Source organism: Streptosporangium sp. NPDC049248 (genome assembly GCF_040678965.1).
Lineage (GTDB): Bacteria > Actinomycetota > Actinomycetes > Streptosporangiales > Streptosporangiaceae > Streptosporangium > Streptosporangium fukuiense.
The window spans coordinates 183,377-197,059 of record NZ_JBFAQY010000002.1; the positions used below are offsets into that span (position 1 = coordinate 183,377).

The 13,683-nt window shown below is 69.7% G+C and carries 15 protein-coding genes; 9 read left to right on the forward strand and 6 right to left on the reverse strand.

Annotated features, from left to right (window positions below):
• Nucleotides 1–37 precede the first annotated feature (37 nt).
• Nucleotides 38–865 carry a CbiX/SirB N-terminal domain-containing protein gene (locus AB0K21_RS04765; RefSeq protein WP_364147843.1) on the forward strand — a complete coding sequence of 276 codons (828 nt, stop codon included), beginning with the start codon at nucleotides 38–40 and terminating at the stop codon, nucleotides 863–865.
• Nucleotides 866–932: 67 nt separating this feature from the next.
• Nucleotides 933–1,340: a nitroreductase family deazaflavin-dependent oxidoreductase gene (locus AB0K21_RS04770; protein WP_343967762.1), complete on the forward strand. Its 408-nt coding sequence runs from the start codon at nucleotides 933–935 to the stop codon at nucleotides 1,338–1,340.
• Nucleotides 1,341–1,429: 89 nt separating this feature from the next.
• Here the strand turns inward: AB0K21_RS04770 and pgeF are convergent, their stop codons facing one another.
• Entirely contained in the window at nucleotides 1,430–2,116 is a 687-nt protein-coding gene (gene pgeF, locus AB0K21_RS04775) for a peptidoglycan editing factor PgeF (protein WP_343967824.1), read from the reverse strand.
• A gap of 97 nt (nucleotides 2,117–2,213) precedes the next feature.
• Between pgeF and AB0K21_RS04780 the strand changes: the two genes are divergently transcribed.
• The 3 genes from AB0K21_RS04780 (at nucleotide 2,214) to AB0K21_RS04790 (ending at nucleotide 3,908) form a co-directional block, all read left to right on the forward strand.
• The gene (locus tag AB0K21_RS04780) at nucleotides 2,214–2,579 is read left to right on the forward strand and encodes a PH domain-containing protein (protein WP_343967764.1); all 366 of its coding nucleotides are present in this window, start codon (nucleotides 2,214–2,216) and stop codon (nucleotides 2,577–2,579) included.
• Nucleotides 2,580–2,684: 105 nt separating this feature from the next.
• Entirely contained in the window at nucleotides 2,685–3,071 is a 387-nt protein-coding gene (locus AB0K21_RS04785; protein WP_364147846.1) for a hypothetical protein, read from the forward strand.
• Nucleotides 3,072–3,347: 276 nt separating this feature from the next.
• Nucleotides 3,348–3,908, forward strand: coding sequence for an acyl-homoserine-lactone synthase (locus AB0K21_RS04790; protein WP_364147849.1), 561 nt, complete (start codon nucleotides 3,348–3,350; stop codon nucleotides 3,906–3,908).
• 85 nt (nucleotides 3,909–3,993) lie between these two features.
• Here the strand turns inward: AB0K21_RS04790 and glgA are convergent, their stop codons facing one another.
• Nucleotides 3,994–5,193 carry a glycogen synthase gene (gene glgA, locus AB0K21_RS04795; protein WP_343967768.1) on the reverse strand — a complete coding sequence of 400 codons (1,200 nt, stop codon included), beginning with the start codon at nucleotides 5,191–5,193 and terminating at the stop codon, nucleotides 3,994–3,996.
• 48 nt (nucleotides 5,194–5,241) lie between these two features.
• Between glgA and glgC the strand changes: the two genes are divergently transcribed.
• The 4 genes from glgC to AB0K21_RS04815 all read left to right on the forward strand — a co-directional run bounded on the left by glgC (nucleotide 5,242) and on the right by AB0K21_RS04815 (nucleotide 8,159).
• Entirely contained in the window at nucleotides 5,242–6,468 is a 1,227-nt protein-coding gene (glgC, locus tag AB0K21_RS04800) for a glucose-1-phosphate adenylyltransferase (RefSeq protein ID WP_343967770.1), read from the forward strand.
• 253 nt (nucleotides 6,469–6,721) lie between these two features.
• The gene (locus AB0K21_RS04805; RefSeq protein WP_364147853.1) at nucleotides 6,722–7,156 is read left to right on the forward strand and encodes an ATP-binding cassette domain-containing protein; all 435 of its coding nucleotides are present in this window, start codon (nucleotides 6,722–6,724) and stop codon (nucleotides 7,154–7,156) included.
• A complete protein-coding gene (locus AB0K21_RS04810) occupies nucleotides 7,153–7,608 on the forward strand; it encodes a hypothetical protein (protein ID WP_343967774.1) in 456 nt (151 codons plus the stop codon). Before AB0K21_RS04805 ends, AB0K21_RS04810 begins: the two co-directional genes overlap by 4 nt.
• 179 nt (nucleotides 7,609–7,787) lie before the next feature.
• Complete coding sequence (locus tag AB0K21_RS04815) at nucleotides 7,788–8,159, forward strand: VOC family protein (protein ID WP_364147856.1); 372 nt, start codon at nucleotides 7,788–7,790, stop codon at nucleotides 8,157–8,159.
• Here the strand turns inward: AB0K21_RS04815 and AB0K21_RS04820 are convergent.
• From AB0K21_RS04820 to AB0K21_RS04835, 4 genes are all read right to left on the reverse strand, one after another.
• Nucleotides 8,146–8,934: an enoyl-CoA hydratase/isomerase family protein gene (locus tag AB0K21_RS04820; RefSeq protein ID WP_343967778.1), complete on the reverse strand. Its 789-nt coding sequence runs from the start codon at nucleotides 8,932–8,934 to the stop codon at nucleotides 8,146–8,148. The genes AB0K21_RS04815 and AB0K21_RS04820 overlap by 14 nt on opposite strands.
• A 210-nt stretch (nucleotides 8,935–9,144) precedes the next feature.
• A complete protein-coding gene (locus AB0K21_RS04825) occupies nucleotides 9,145–10,260 on the reverse strand; it encodes a mechanosensitive ion channel domain-containing protein (RefSeq protein WP_343967780.1) in 1,116 nt (371 codons plus the stop codon).
• A 44-nt stretch (nucleotides 10,261–10,304) separates the two neighbouring features.
• Nucleotides 10,305–11,300 (reverse strand): ribonucleotide-diphosphate reductase subunit beta, encoded by a 996-nt coding sequence (locus tag AB0K21_RS04830; protein ID WP_364147861.1) that lies wholly within the window; start codon nucleotides 11,298–11,300, stop codon nucleotides 10,305–10,307.
• Between the two features lie 75 nt (nucleotides 11,301–11,375).
• Complete coding sequence (locus AB0K21_RS04835; RefSeq protein WP_364147864.1) at nucleotides 11,376–13,601, reverse strand: ribonucleoside-diphosphate reductase subunit alpha; 2,226 nt, start codon at nucleotides 13,599–13,601, stop codon at nucleotides 11,376–11,378.
• Nucleotides 13,602–13,683: the final 82 nt, after the last annotated feature.

Here is a 13,683-nt window from a genome sequence, read left to right on the forward strand (position 1 = left end):
TCACGGGAAGAGTCAAATGGCCCTAGAGTCCGCGCATGTGAGTGAGAGTCCCATCCTCCCCGTACGAGGGCGCCCGGTACGGCCCTCCGGCAGGCACCGCAGGCCCGTGCCTTCCCAGCTCCCGCCCGAGGCGCCGGCACTGGTGCTGGCCGCGCTCGGCGACGCCACCGGCACCGCCGCGGAGCTCGCGGCCCTCATCCGGGTGGACAACCCACAGATCCAGGTCAGACTGGCCGGACTCGGCGAGGACGCCAAGGAGCTGACCTCCGAACTGGAGTCGGCGGCCAGGGAGCGGCCCGAGAACGCCACAGCCGCCATCGTGGTGCCGCTGCTGACCGGCCCGCACCCGGTCGCGGACCGGCTGATCTCCATGGCCGTCGCGGCCAGCGGCGTGCCGGTGACGGTCACCGACCCGCTGGGGCCGCATCCGCTGCTCGCCGAGGCCCTGCACATCCGGCTGTCGGAGAAGAGCCTGGCCCGGGCCGACCGGATGCGGCTGCTCAACATCTCCAACCCGGTCGACACCCCGGTCGACGGGGTCATCCTCGCCACCGTCGGCGGGGAGAACGCGGCGGCGGAGGCACAGCCGACGGCCGTGCTGCTGGCCTCTCGGCTGACGCTGCCCGTCCTGGTCGCCTCGCTGGACAGCGCGCCCACGGTGGCCGACGCCGCCGGACGGCTCCGCGGCATCGGCGCCCAGCGGATCGCCCTGTCCCCGTGCGTCCTGGGGCCCGAGGCGGCCCCGGGGCTCGCGAGCGCGGCGGCCGAGGAGATCGGGGCCGAGTGCGCCGACCTCCTCGGCCCCCACGACCTGATCGCGGATCTGGCCGCCCGCGCCTACGGCAGCATCCTGTCGGCGGACTGAGCGGCCCGACGTGACGGATCCCCTCTGACGGGTAATGACCTGCGTAAGTCGTCAGAGGGGACAGGTCATGCTGTACGGAAAAGAACATGTCGCGCGGTACCAGGCGACCGATGGTGCGGAAGGACACGAGTGGCAGGGCACCACCACCCTGATCCTCACCACCACCGGCCGCAGGAGCGGCGAACGGCACCACACCCCGCTCATCTACCAGCGCCACGGTGACGACTTCCTCGTGGTGGCCTCCAAGGGCGGCGCCGACAACCCTCCACTGTGGTATCTCAATCTCCAGGCCGACCCCGAGGTCGGGGTCCAGGTGCTGGGCGACCGCTTCACGGCCAGGGCGCGCACCGCCACCCCGGAGGAGAAGCCAGAGCTGTGGCAGATCATGACGGCGGCCTGGCCCGCCTACGACGAGTACCAGACGAAGACCAGCCGGGAGATTCCGGTGGTCGTGCTGGAACGCGTCACCTCATGACCGGCGTCACGGCGACCGGCCGGGTTCCACCACCTTCGGTCGCGCCGGAGCGCCCCCCCCTGTGAGGCGGGACCGGGGTGAGAGCCGGGTCAGGGCTCCAGCCAGACGTAACCCGCGAACCTGCCGGTCGTGCCCTCCCTGCGGTGCGAGAACAAGTCGGCGGTCTCGATGGTGCAGCGGGTGTCGTGGGTGATCTCCCCGACACCCGCCCTGCCGAGTTGCGAGGTGATCGCGGCCCGCAGGTCCAGTGCCGGAGTGTCCCTGGAGGTGATCGACCAGGCTTCGGGGAGGTGTACCGCGACCTCCTCGCGCAGCTCGGCCGGGACCTCGTAGCAGGTGCCGCAGGCCATCGGACCGATCAGGGCGGTCATCCTCGCCGGGTCCGCACCGCGCTTGGCCATCTCCTCGACCAGTGCCGTTACCACGCCGGACACGGTGCCGACCCTTCCCGAGTGCGCGGCCCCCACCAGGCCGGCCCGTGGCTCGGCCAGCAGGACCGGCGCGCAGTCGGCACAGAGCGCGGCCAGGCCGAGACCCGGCACGTCGGTGCAGATCCCGTCCAGCGGCGGCGGGTCGTCACCGAACGGCTCGGTGACGTAACGGACGTCGGCGCTGTGAACCTGCCGCATGAACACGACCCGTTCCAGACCGAACTCGGCGGCCGTCCTGGCCCTGTTCTCCGCGACCGCGGCCGGCTCGTCACCGCACAGGCCTCCGAGGTTGCGGCTGCCGTACGGCTCGGCGCTGACGCCGCCGTGACGATCGGTGATCCTCATCTGAAAGTGCACGGCCCCGACCTTACTCGCCCAGGAACCTCGTTCCCCGGACGTTCGTTTCACAGGAGCACGGATCCCCCGAGAGATTGCGAGCGTCATGGCGGAGGTTGTGTACGACCGCAAGGAGCAGTACCAGCAGATCGCGAGCGGTCTCATGCCCGGCGAGCAGATCATCGCGGTCTACGACGCCATCGGCACGGGCACCGGCTTCCTGGGACTCACCGACAAGCGTGTGATCGTGCAGGACAAGTCGTTCGTCGGCAAGAGGATCGCCATCACCAGCATTCCCTACTCCAGGGTCTCAGCGGTGAGCGTGGTGAGCAACAAGTCACTCGCCGGTTCCTTCTTCTCCTCCGGTGCCATCGCCATCCACGTGGGCACCCACACCTACGAGGTGGAGTTCCGGGGCGACAACAAGGCACACCACGTGCACAACGTGATCTTGCACTTCATCTCCGCCTAGTGCTGTGAGGCGACTCGGCTCGGCCTCGGTCTGCCGCTGAGGTTCTTCGAGCTCGAAGCGAGGTTTCCTCGCCGGGAGGACCTGTCTCGCCCAGCGGTGGAGTTCATGGCGGGACAGGTCAAGGTGGACGCGGAGTTGTTCGCCGCCTACGACTGGTCCGGGCGCACGATCGAGTACCCCCCGGCGCGGATCAGGAAGTTCCACGACTTCCGCGAGCCGACGGTCGGCGATGAGGACAAGCTCGCCGACCGACCGGCCACCAAGATCTGTCCGGCGGAAATCGGCAGGCAGCCCGCCCGCGACCACGAACCCACCATGCCGTTTGCTGAACTCGCGCCTGGCCGGCCTGCGCAGGACCACAGCCGCGCGGGCGGGGCGGCCGCGGCCGATGGCCACCAGGTCGAACAGAAGACCACGAAGGACAAGCAGCCAGAACCACACAGCAGAATCACGGGATGCTCCCGTCCTGGTGAGGGCATAGAAAGTGCTTGACCCGCCCTGTTTAGGGCGTATGGTCCGATCAGGATGATTTCTTACCGGTTCGCCGGTGAGGTGGCCACGCCGGGGGTGTAGCCGGACTGCTCGTCGACGAGTGGCGCGATGAGGTGCAGCGCATGCCGAACGCCAGCCAGTGGGTGGCGCGGGACCCGATCACTGGAGAGATATGACATCGACGCCGGTAACCATTCATTGACCAGCCCCATGGAGTGCGTACAGCGGATTGTCGTCGGCCGCACGGATGACCTCCCGGCGTGGTTACTCACCGGCATGTTCCGCCTCCGCTACGAGGTGTTCCACGAACGCCTCCGCTGGGACGTCGGCAGCCTCCACGGAATGGAGCGAGATTCCTACGACGACTGCGATCCGGTCTACGTGATCAGCCATGGGGAGGTCTGCCGGGAGGTCACGGGGTGCTGTCGGCTCCTGCCCACCGACGGTCCTTATATGATCCCCGACGTCTTCTCCGAGACGTTGCGCGGCGCCCCCGCTCCTCGCGATCCGAGCATCTGGGAGCTCAGCCGCCTGGCCACCGGCCGAGCCTGGCCCCGCACTACGGCAGCGGGTTTCGGCCCGCTTGCCCTTGCGCTGCTCCGGGACGCGTTTCGCTGGGTTGATCGGTACGGTGACACGGTGGTCGCGGTCTCAGGCGTGGCCCTGGAACGGCGCCTGCATGTCATGGGTGTTCCCACCCGGCGTTTCGGTGACGGCAGGGCGACACGCCTTGGCCGGCTTCTGTGTTCCGCCTATGCCGTCTCAACCCAGGCCTTCCTTGAGAACGCGCCTGCCGCGCCGACTGCGGCGACGATTCCCTGCCAGGACAAGCCCTAGTGCTGTGACCACATACGTTCACCGGGTTGCTGCCCCACGAGCAGCAACCCGGTGAACCTTTCCGGTCACAGCACTAGGGAATCCCTCACCCTCCGGCGGAGGCCGGCGTCCGGCCGTCCGCGACCTGCCGGTAGAGCTCCATGGTCCGCTCGGCGATGCGCTCCCAGGAGAAGTGCTCCACCGCGCGCAGGCGCCCGGCCTCGCCCATCCGGGCCGCGAGGGCCGGGTCGGCCAGCAGCCGGTTGACCCGCTCGGCGAGGTCGGCGGCGAAGACACCGGGGTCGTGCGGGGTGCCGTCGGCCGCCTGGTCGATCGGGACCAGCAGGCCGGTGGAGCCGTCGGCCACCACCTCGGGGATGCCACCGGTGGCGGTGGCCACGACCGCGGTCTCGCAGGCCATGGCCTCCAGGTTGACGATGCCCATCGGCTCGTAGACCGAGGGGCAGACGAACACCGTCGCGTGGGTGAGAATCTGGATCACCTCGGGGCGGGGCAGCATCTCCGAGATCCAGACGACCCCCTCACGATCGAGCCCGCGCACCAGCCCGGTCACCTCGGCGGCGATCTCCGGAGTGTCGGGCGCGCCCGCGCACAGCACCAGCTGGGCGTCGGGGTCGAAGTCACGCGCCGCGTGGAGCAGGTGGACGAGGCCCTTCTGCCGGGTGATGCGCCCGACGAAGACGACGTACGGCCGGCTCGGGTCGATGCCGTGCCGGACCAGGGCGCCGGTGCCGCGGTCGGGGGCGTACTCCGCGGTGTCGATCCCGTTGTGGATCACCGTGACCCGCTCCGGCGGGATCTCGGGGTAACTCGCCAGCACGTCGCGGCGCATCCCCTCCGAGACCGCGATGATCGCGTCGGCGCCGGCCAGCGCGCCGCGCTCGGCCCACGACGACAGCGTGTAACCGCCGCCCAGTTGCTCGGCCTTCCACGGCCGCAGCGGTTCCAGGCTGTGCGTGGTGACCACGTGGGGCGTTCCGTACAGCATCTTGGCCACGTGACCGGCGAAGTTGGCGTACCAGGTGTGGCTGTGGACCAGGTCCGCGCCCTCGCATCCGGCGGCCATCTCCAGGTCGACGCCGAGCACCTGGAGCGCGGCGTTGGCCGCCTCCAGGCCGCCGGGCACCCGGTAGGCCGCGACGCCCTCCTCCTGCCGTGCCGCTCCGAAGCAACGGACCCGGGTGTCGGCGAGCCTGCGCAGCTCCCGGGCGAGGTACTCGACGTGGACTCCCGCACCTCCGTACACGTCGGGGGGATATTCACGGGTCAGCAGATCCACTCGCATACGATCAGCCTAGTGTTTCATCCCTGTTCATCAGGTTAGGGTCCACCTATGAGAGTCCTCGCGATCGTGCTCGCCGGCGGAGAAGGCAAGAGGCTCATGCCTCTGACAGCTGACCGGGCGAAGCCCGCGGTGCCTTTCGGAGGGATATACAGGCTCGTCGACTTCGTGCTGTCCAACCTGGCCAACGGCCACTACCTCCAGATCGTCGTGCTGACGCAGTACAAGAACCACAGTCTCGACCGGCACATCTCCCGGACCTGGCGCCTGTCGGCGATGCTCGGCAACTACGTCACCCCGGTCCCCGCCCAGCAGCGTCTCGGGCCGCACTGGTTCTCCGGCTCCGCCGACGCGCTGTTCCAGAACCTGAACCTGATCTACGACGAGATGCCGGACCACGTCATCGTGTTCGGCGCCGACCACATCTACCGCATGGACCCGCGGCAGATGGTGGCGCAGCACATCGAGACCGGAGCCGACGTGACCGTGGCCGCGATCCGGCAGCCGATCTCCCTCGCCGACCAGTTCGGGGTCATCGAGGCGGATCCGGCGGGGCGGCGGATCGTCGCGTTCCGCGAGAAGCCGAAGGACGCGGTGGGCCTGGCGGACGCGCCCGACCAGATCTACGCGTCGATGGGCAACTACGTCTTCAAGACCCAGGCGATGATCGACGCGCTCAGGGAGGACGCACTCGACCCGACGAGCAAGCACGACCTGGGCGGCAACATCATCCCGATGATGGTGAAGTCGGGCAGCGCGGAGGTCTACGACTTCGCCGACAACGTCGTGCCCGGCTCCACCGAGCGCGATCGGGGCTACTGGAGGGACGTCGGAACGCTCGACGCCTACTACGAGGCCCACATGGACCTCATCTCCGCGCATCCGGTCTTCAATCTCTACAACAGCCACTGGCCCATCTACACCGGCCACGATCCGCTCCCCCCGGCCAAGTTCGTGCACAACGAGGGCGACCGGGTGGGCCGGGCGATCGACTCGCTGGTCTCCTCCGGCGTGATCGTCTCCGGTGGGCTGGCGGAGCGCTCGATCCTCTCCCCCGGCGTGGTGCTGCACTCCCACTCCCAGGTCGAGGACTCGGTCCTGATGGGCAACGTGAAGGTGGGCCGGGGCGCCATCGTCCGCAAGGCCATCATCGACAAGAACGTGATCATCCCGGACGGTGCCAGGATCGGCTTCGACCTCGAGTACGACCGCAGCCGGTTCGCGGTGACCAGGGGCGGCGTCGTCGTCATCGGCAAGAACGAGATCGTCGAACGCTGATCCGGCCCCGCCCGGTTCAGCCGACGTTGACGGCCGGGCCGGGACGTGAGGCGACTGCGCCGGGCGCCGGCCATCGCCCATCCCCCAGCCTCGGGAGCTCCACAGACCGTCACCGGCCGCCGGCGGCTTCACCGCACCTGGACCGCACCGGAACCGCAGGTTGACAAGTCCCACCGCAGTGGAGATCGTTTTCCCGGAACGGATCGGCCCTTCCCCGGGTCGGCAGCGGAAAGGTATCGCGGCCGATGCCAGGATGGCGGACGTCCACGACATCGTCGAGGCACTGCCCCGGGGCTACGACACGCTGCTCTTCTTCGGGGACGAGGAGGAGGACACGCAGACCGGGGTGCTGCTCTCCGGAGGCCAGTGGCAGCGTCTGACCCTGGCCCGCACGATGGTGCGCGAGCGGCGCGACCTGCTCATCCTCGACGAACCCAGCTCGGGTCTGGACGCGCGGGCCGAGTACGAGATGCACCGGCGGCTGCGCGAGCATCGCATGGGGCGCACCAGCCTGCTCGTGTCGCACCGGCTCGGTTCCGTCCGCGACGCGGATCTGATCGTCGTACTCGGCGACGGGCGGATCGTCGAACAGGGAACGCATGACGACCTCATGGCCGCGGGCGGAGGCTACTCCCAGCTGTTCGAGGTGCAGGCCAGGGGCTATCGCGAGGATGCCGACGTTCAGTGACCGGGCGTCTCGTCGAGGCCGCCGACGCGATGCGGGCGCACATGGCCCGGGTCGGCACCGTCATCGCCGCCCTGCACGCCTCCGGGCGCCGCTCCCGCGACCGCTCCGGCGTGCGCCTTCCCCCGCGGGGTCCCGAGTCGACGTCCCGGGACCCCGCGGGGGCGCCCTCTGCGCCGGAGCAGGCGGCCGGAACGCCCGCCCCGGACCGGGAGGGAGATCCGTCACCGGAGCGCGAGGAGGCGGCCCGGCTTGACCGGGAGTCCTCGTTCCGGGAGACCCGCACGGCGCTGGCCGAGCTGTTCGAGCCCGACCGCGACTCCCTCCGGCTGCCCCCGGAACGCCTGGCCGCGCTCTTCCTCGCCATGGTGTTCTCCAGCACCCGCCGGCCGGAGGGCGCCCCCGAGCCGAGCGCCGACCTCGTCGACGTGTTCGTCCACGGTGCCCTGAGCTGACTCTCCGTGGGCCGCACAGGCTCACCGACACCCGGGCCCGCCGCCTCGGAGCGTCACGACCGGAGGAGGGCATCGCGGCCTACCGGCTGCCCGGCGGCCGTCTCCCCTGCCCGCCCCGATCTCGCCTGACCGCACCCGTCCTCGAACGATCTCAGAAGACTCCACCGAAAGGCCCGGCAGTGACGATCACTTTGAACCACACCATCGTGCCCGCGCTCGACAACCAGGGGGCGGCCGACTTCTTCGCGGGCATCATGAACCTGGAGTGCCTGCCACTCGCCGGAGCACACGCCCACTTCGCCCCGGTCCGGGTGAACGAGTCCCTCACCCTCGACTTCATGACCGTGGAAGACCCCGAAGGGCACCACCTGGCCTTCGACGTCGACCCGGCCACCTTCGACGGGATCCTCGCCCGTCTCAAGGACCGAGGCGTGCCGTACGGCAACCACCCCGCCCACCACGACAACGGGCGGATCGACCATCCACTTCGCCCGCGCGGCCTGTTCTTCACGGACGAGACGGGCAACCTCTACGAGGTCATGTCCGACTGACCGCGGCACCCCCGGTCCAGGTGAAGCGGGGCGGGCGACGTTCGAGGAAGGCCGCGACGCCCTCGGTGACCTCCTCGCGCGCCTCCTTCTGCCACAGCAGGAAGCGCGCCTCGTCGGCGCGGCCGTCCACGATCTCCTTCGCGGCGGCCACGGTCAGCTGGGAGCGGCCGGCCAGGGTGCGGGCGAGGCCGTACACGCGCTCGGACAGCTCCCCTTCCGGCAGGACCTCGTCCACCAGGCCGGTGCGCAGGGCCCGGTCGGCACCGATGAGCTCCGCGGAGAAGAGCAGGAACTTGGCGGTGGACGGGCCGACGGCGGCGGTGAGGCGGCGGGTGGAGCTCGGCGGGTAGACGATGCCGAGCTTGGCGGGGGTGATGCCGAAACGGGCTCCCTCGGCGGCCAGGCGCAGGTCACAGGCGAGGGCGAGCTGGCAGCCGCCGCCCACGCAGAAGCCCTCGATCATCGCGATCACCGGTTTGGGGAACTCCGCCAGCGCCCGCTCCGCGGCGACCGTCGCCCCCGTGTCATCGCCGCTCTCGTCGCCGTTGCCGGCGAGTTCGGCGAGCTCCGAGATGTCGGCCCCGGAGCAGAAGGTACCCGCCGCCCCGGTGAGCACCAGCACCCGCACGGCCGGATCGTCCGCCAGCGGCGCGAGCAGCGTGGGCAGAGCCCGCCACATGGCCGCGCTCAGCGCGTTGCGCTTCTCTGGACGGTTGATCCTCAATGTGGCGACATACCGGTCAACGGACAGTTCAAAGCCTTCGGAGATCTGCACGGGATAGATTCTCCCGGTACGTCTTATGACCTTGTCATCAGACCACCCCAAATCATGAGAAACCGCATGTTCAGCATCATTTGCCTCTGAAGTGAGCAATCCTGCGCGGCACCGTGCCCGAACGGCCGCGGCGGGTGCGGCCGCGACCGCGGCATCCGAGACGTCTCCATGTCGCACCCCCGGCCCGGCCGGCTCAGGGAACCGGTCGCCTCAGGACGGAACCGGCCGATCGCCGTCCTCATCGCCGGAACGCCTCGCCGCCGGCGCCGTCAGGCCGGTGAGTGCCCCGGGAAGGGTGGCGGGCACGAGCGGATTCTCGACCCGGAAGCGGGGCAGGGCCTGGGGGTACCTCTCGCGGACGAAGGCCACCAGATGCTCACGGATGTCGCACTTGAGATCCCAGGCGCTGGCGGAGTCGGCGGCGCTCATCAGGGCGCGCAACTCCAGCAGCCCGTTGGGAAGGGTGTCGGTGACCTGGAGGGTCCAGTCCTTCTGGTCCCACAGCGGGTGCGCGCGCAGGGCGCGGTAGAGCTCGGCGCGCAGTTCCTCGACCGGCACCGACCAGTCGACCCGGATGAACACGTGGCCGATCACCCTGCTGCTGTGCCGGGTCCAGTTCTCGAACGGGTTGGCGGTGAAGTAGGAGACCGGCAGGACCAGCCGGCGCTCGTCCCACAGCCGCAGCACCACGTAGGTCAGGCTGAGCTCCTCGATGCGGCCCCACTCGCCCCGCACCACGACGACGTCGTCCAGGCGGAGCGCGTCACTGAAGGCCAACTGGAGTCCGGCGAGCAGGTTGCCGAGTGTCGACTGGGCGGCGATGCCGACGACGACGCCGGCGATCCCGGCCGAGGCCAGCAGTCCGGCGCCGAGCGCCCGTACCTGCGGAAAGGTGAAGAGCATCGCACCCAGCGCCACCACGATGATCACCGCCGAGGCCACCCTGCGGACCAGGGTGATCTGGGTGCGGATACGCCGGGCCTTGCGGTTGCCCTCGCCCTGGACGGTGACCAGGCGGTCCAGGACCACGTCGGTGACGGCGTAGGCGGCCTGGATGACCAGCCAGGTGGCGCACCCGATCATCGCCACGCTGAGGCCGCGGTCGATCACCTGGCTGACCGAGCCCTCCGCCATGCCCGGCTCGTAGACGGTGTAGGCGGTCGCCACGGCGGCCGTGGCGAACCCCGGCCAGGTGCAGCGGCTCACGACCGGACCGGCGAGCGCCCACTTCTCGCCGATCAGCCGTGAGCGCAGTACCCTCCGCACCGCCTCCACCGCCACGATCGCGGCGGCCACGGAAACGACCATGATGATCCAGCTGGACACTGACGACTTCCCCTCGTCGCTCTCTTCCCCGGACCATCAGCCAATCAGAAGGACTCGTCGAAGGTGACATTCCCCTCGACGGCTATCTGGTAGGCAGAAACCCGCCGCTCGAAGAAGTTGGCCAGCTCCTGCACGTCCTGCAACTCCATGAACGCGAACGGGTTGGCCGTACCGTACCGGACGGGCATCTGGAGCCTGACCAGCCGCTGGTCGGCCACGTACTCAAGGTAGCGCCGCATCTGCTCCACCCCCATTCCCTGCAGGCCGTCGCCGCACAGGTCGGCCGCGAAGGCCAGCTCGGCCGCCACCGCCTCCTCGATCATCCGGGTGACCTGCTCGGTGAGTTTGTCGTCGAACAGCTCGGGCTCCTCGGCCCGTACGGTCTCCACGACGCCGAAGGCGAACTCCATGTGCATGGACTCGTCACGGAAGACCCAGTTCGTCCCGGTGGCCAGGCCGCTGAGCAGCCCCCTGGAGCGGAACCAGTAGACGTAGGCGAAGGCCCCGTAGAAGAACAGGCCCTCGATGCACGCCGCGAAGCAGATCAGGTTGAGCAGGAACGCCCGCCGGTCCTCCCTGGTCTCCAGCCGGGCCAGCCCTCCGAGCGAGTCGATCCATCGGAAGCAGAACTCCGCCTTGTCACGGATCGAGGGGATGTGCTCGACCGCGGCGAACGCCTTGACCCGCTCGTCGGGGTCGGGCAGGTAGGTGTCCAGCAGGGTCAGGTAGAACTGGACGTGCACCGCCTCCTCGAACAGCTGCCTGCTGAGATAGAGGCGCGCCTCGGGGGCGTTGAGGTGCTGGTAGAGGTTGAGGACGAGGTTGTTGGCCACGATCGAGTCGCCGGTGGCGAAGAACGCCACGAGGCGGTTGATCAGGTGACGCTCATCGGAGGTCATCCTCGCCAGGTCCGCCAGGTCGGAGGCGAGATCCACCTCCTCGACGGTCCAGGTGTTGCGGATCGCGGCCCGGTAGCGCTCGTAGAACTCGGGGTAGCGCATCGGCCGCAGGGTGAGATCCATGCCGGGGTCGAGCAACATCGGGAGAACGCCTTTCGGGGTGGCCGAGGGGTGGCTGGGAGGGACGGGGTGCCCTTGGACGGGCCGCCGGCAGGTCTACTGGCAGGCGTCGCAGTACTCGGGGTTCTCCAGGGAGCAGGCGACGGCCTCGGGGTCGAGGACGGGGACCTCCCCGGCCGCCGGTGCCGCCACGGTGGCCTGCGCGATCCGGGTGGCCGGGCGCGAGCGCAGGTAGTAGGTGGTCTTCAGGCCCGCCTTCCAGGCGTAGGCGTACATCGAGGAGAGCTTGCCGATGGTCGGCGTGGCCATGAACAGGTTCAGCGACTGCGACTGGTCGATGTACGGGGTGCGCGCGGCGGCCAGGTCGATCAGCGCCTTCTGCGGCAGCTCCCAGGCGGTCCGGTAGAGCAGCCTCAGGTCGGCGGGGATCTCGGGAATGTCCTGGACGGAGCCGTCGGCGCGCTTGATCGCGTCACGGATCCGCGAGGTCCACAGCCCCCGGGCCCGCAGGTCGGCGACGAGATAGCGGTTGACCTGGAGGAACTCACCCGAGAGGGTCTCGCGCTTGAAGATGTTGGAGACCTGCGGCTCGATGCACTCGTAGCAACCGGCGATGGAGGCGATCGTGGCCGTGGGCGCGATCGCGATCATCAGCGAGTTACGCAGCCCCGTTCCGGCGATCCGCTCCCGAAGCTCCGTCCACGCGGCCGACGTCGCGGCCCCGTAGTGGTCGGGGTGGAGCACCCCGGCGGCGGCCCTGGTCTCCTCGTACGAGGGATGGCGGCCACGCTCGACGGCCAGGTCCGAGGAGGTCCGGTAGGCGGCGAGCGCGATCTCCTCGGAGATCCGGGTGGACAGCTCCAGCGCGCGCGGCGAGTCGAAGGGCAGCCGCAGCGCGAACAGCACGTCGGCCAGGCCCATCAGGCCGAGCCCGATCGGACGCCACTTCTGGTTGGCGGCCCTCGCCTCGGGGGTCGGGTAGAAGCCCAGGTCGATGGTGCGGTCGAGAAACCGCACGGCGGTGCGGACCGTCGCACGCAGCCGCGCCCAGTCGATCCCCTCTTCGGAGCCCGGAGACAGGTGGGCGGCCAGGTTGATCGAGCCGAGGTTGCAGACCGCGGTCTCGGCGTCGCTGGTGACCTCAAGGATCTCGGTGCAGAGGTTCGACAGATGGATGACGTTCTGGGGCCTGGCCGTCTGGTTGGAGGTCCGGTTGGCCGCGTCCTTGAAGGTCATCCAGCCGTTGCCGGTCTGCGCGAGCGTGCGCATCATCCGGCCGTACAGGGTGCGGGCGGGGAGCTGCGCGGTGAACCGGCCCTCGGCCTCGGCGGCCCGGTAGGCGTCGTCGAACGCGGCGCCGTACAGGTCGGTGAGGTGCGGGACCTCCTTGGGGTCGAACAGCGACCACACGCCGTCGGCCTCGACCCGGCGCATGAACTCGTCGGGGATCCAGTTGGCCAGGTTCAGGTTGTGCGTGCGGCGGGCCTCCTCGCCGGTGTTGTCGCGCAGTTCGAGGAACTCCTCGACGTCGGCGTGCCAGGGCTCCAGGTAGACGCAGGCCGCGCCCTTGCGGCGGCCGCCCTGGTTGACCGCGGCGACGCTCGCGTCCAGGGTGCGCAGCCAGGGCACGATGCCGTTGGAATGGCCGTTGGTACCGCGGATCAGCGAGCCCCGCGAGCGGATCCGGCTCCAGGCGATCCCGATGCCCCCGGCGTACTTCGACAGCCGCGCGACCTGCCCGTAGCGCTCGTAGATGGCCTCCAGCTCGTCGCGGGGCGAGTCGAGCAGGAAGCACGAGGAGAGCTGGGGTCTGCGCGAGCCGGAGTTGAACAGCGTGGGCGAGCTGGGCAGGTAGGACAGGGTGGCCATGAGCGCGTACAGCTCGGCGGCCTCCTCGACGGTCTCGGACAGGCCGCAGGCCACCCGGAGGAAGAAGTGCTGCGGGCGCTCCAGCACCTTGCGGGTGCGCGGGTGACGCAGCAGGTAGCGGTCGTAGACGGTACGCAGCCCGAAGTACTCGAATCTGGCGTCGGCGTCCGGCTCGATGAGCGCGTCCAGGACCCCGGCGTGGGCGGCCACGAACTCCGCGAGCCCGTCGGCGATCAACCCCGCCTCGTGCGTCGCGGCGACCGACTCGGAGAAGTCGCGGACGCCGTGCTCGGCGGCCTCGTCGGCGATCAGCTCGGCCAGCAGCGCGGCGGCGACTTTGGAGTTCTCGGGGTCGGTGATCACTCGGGCGGCGGCCTCGTCGATGGCCTGCCTGCGATCGACCGGCGCGTTCCCCGCGCTCTCCGCCGCCGTCTCCGCCAATACCTGTGTCACGTGGTGTCCCTCGCTCGCTCGAACTTCCCCCTGTGGCTCCGCCGGAGGGGCACGCGTCCGCGAGCGATCCCGGACACGCCGG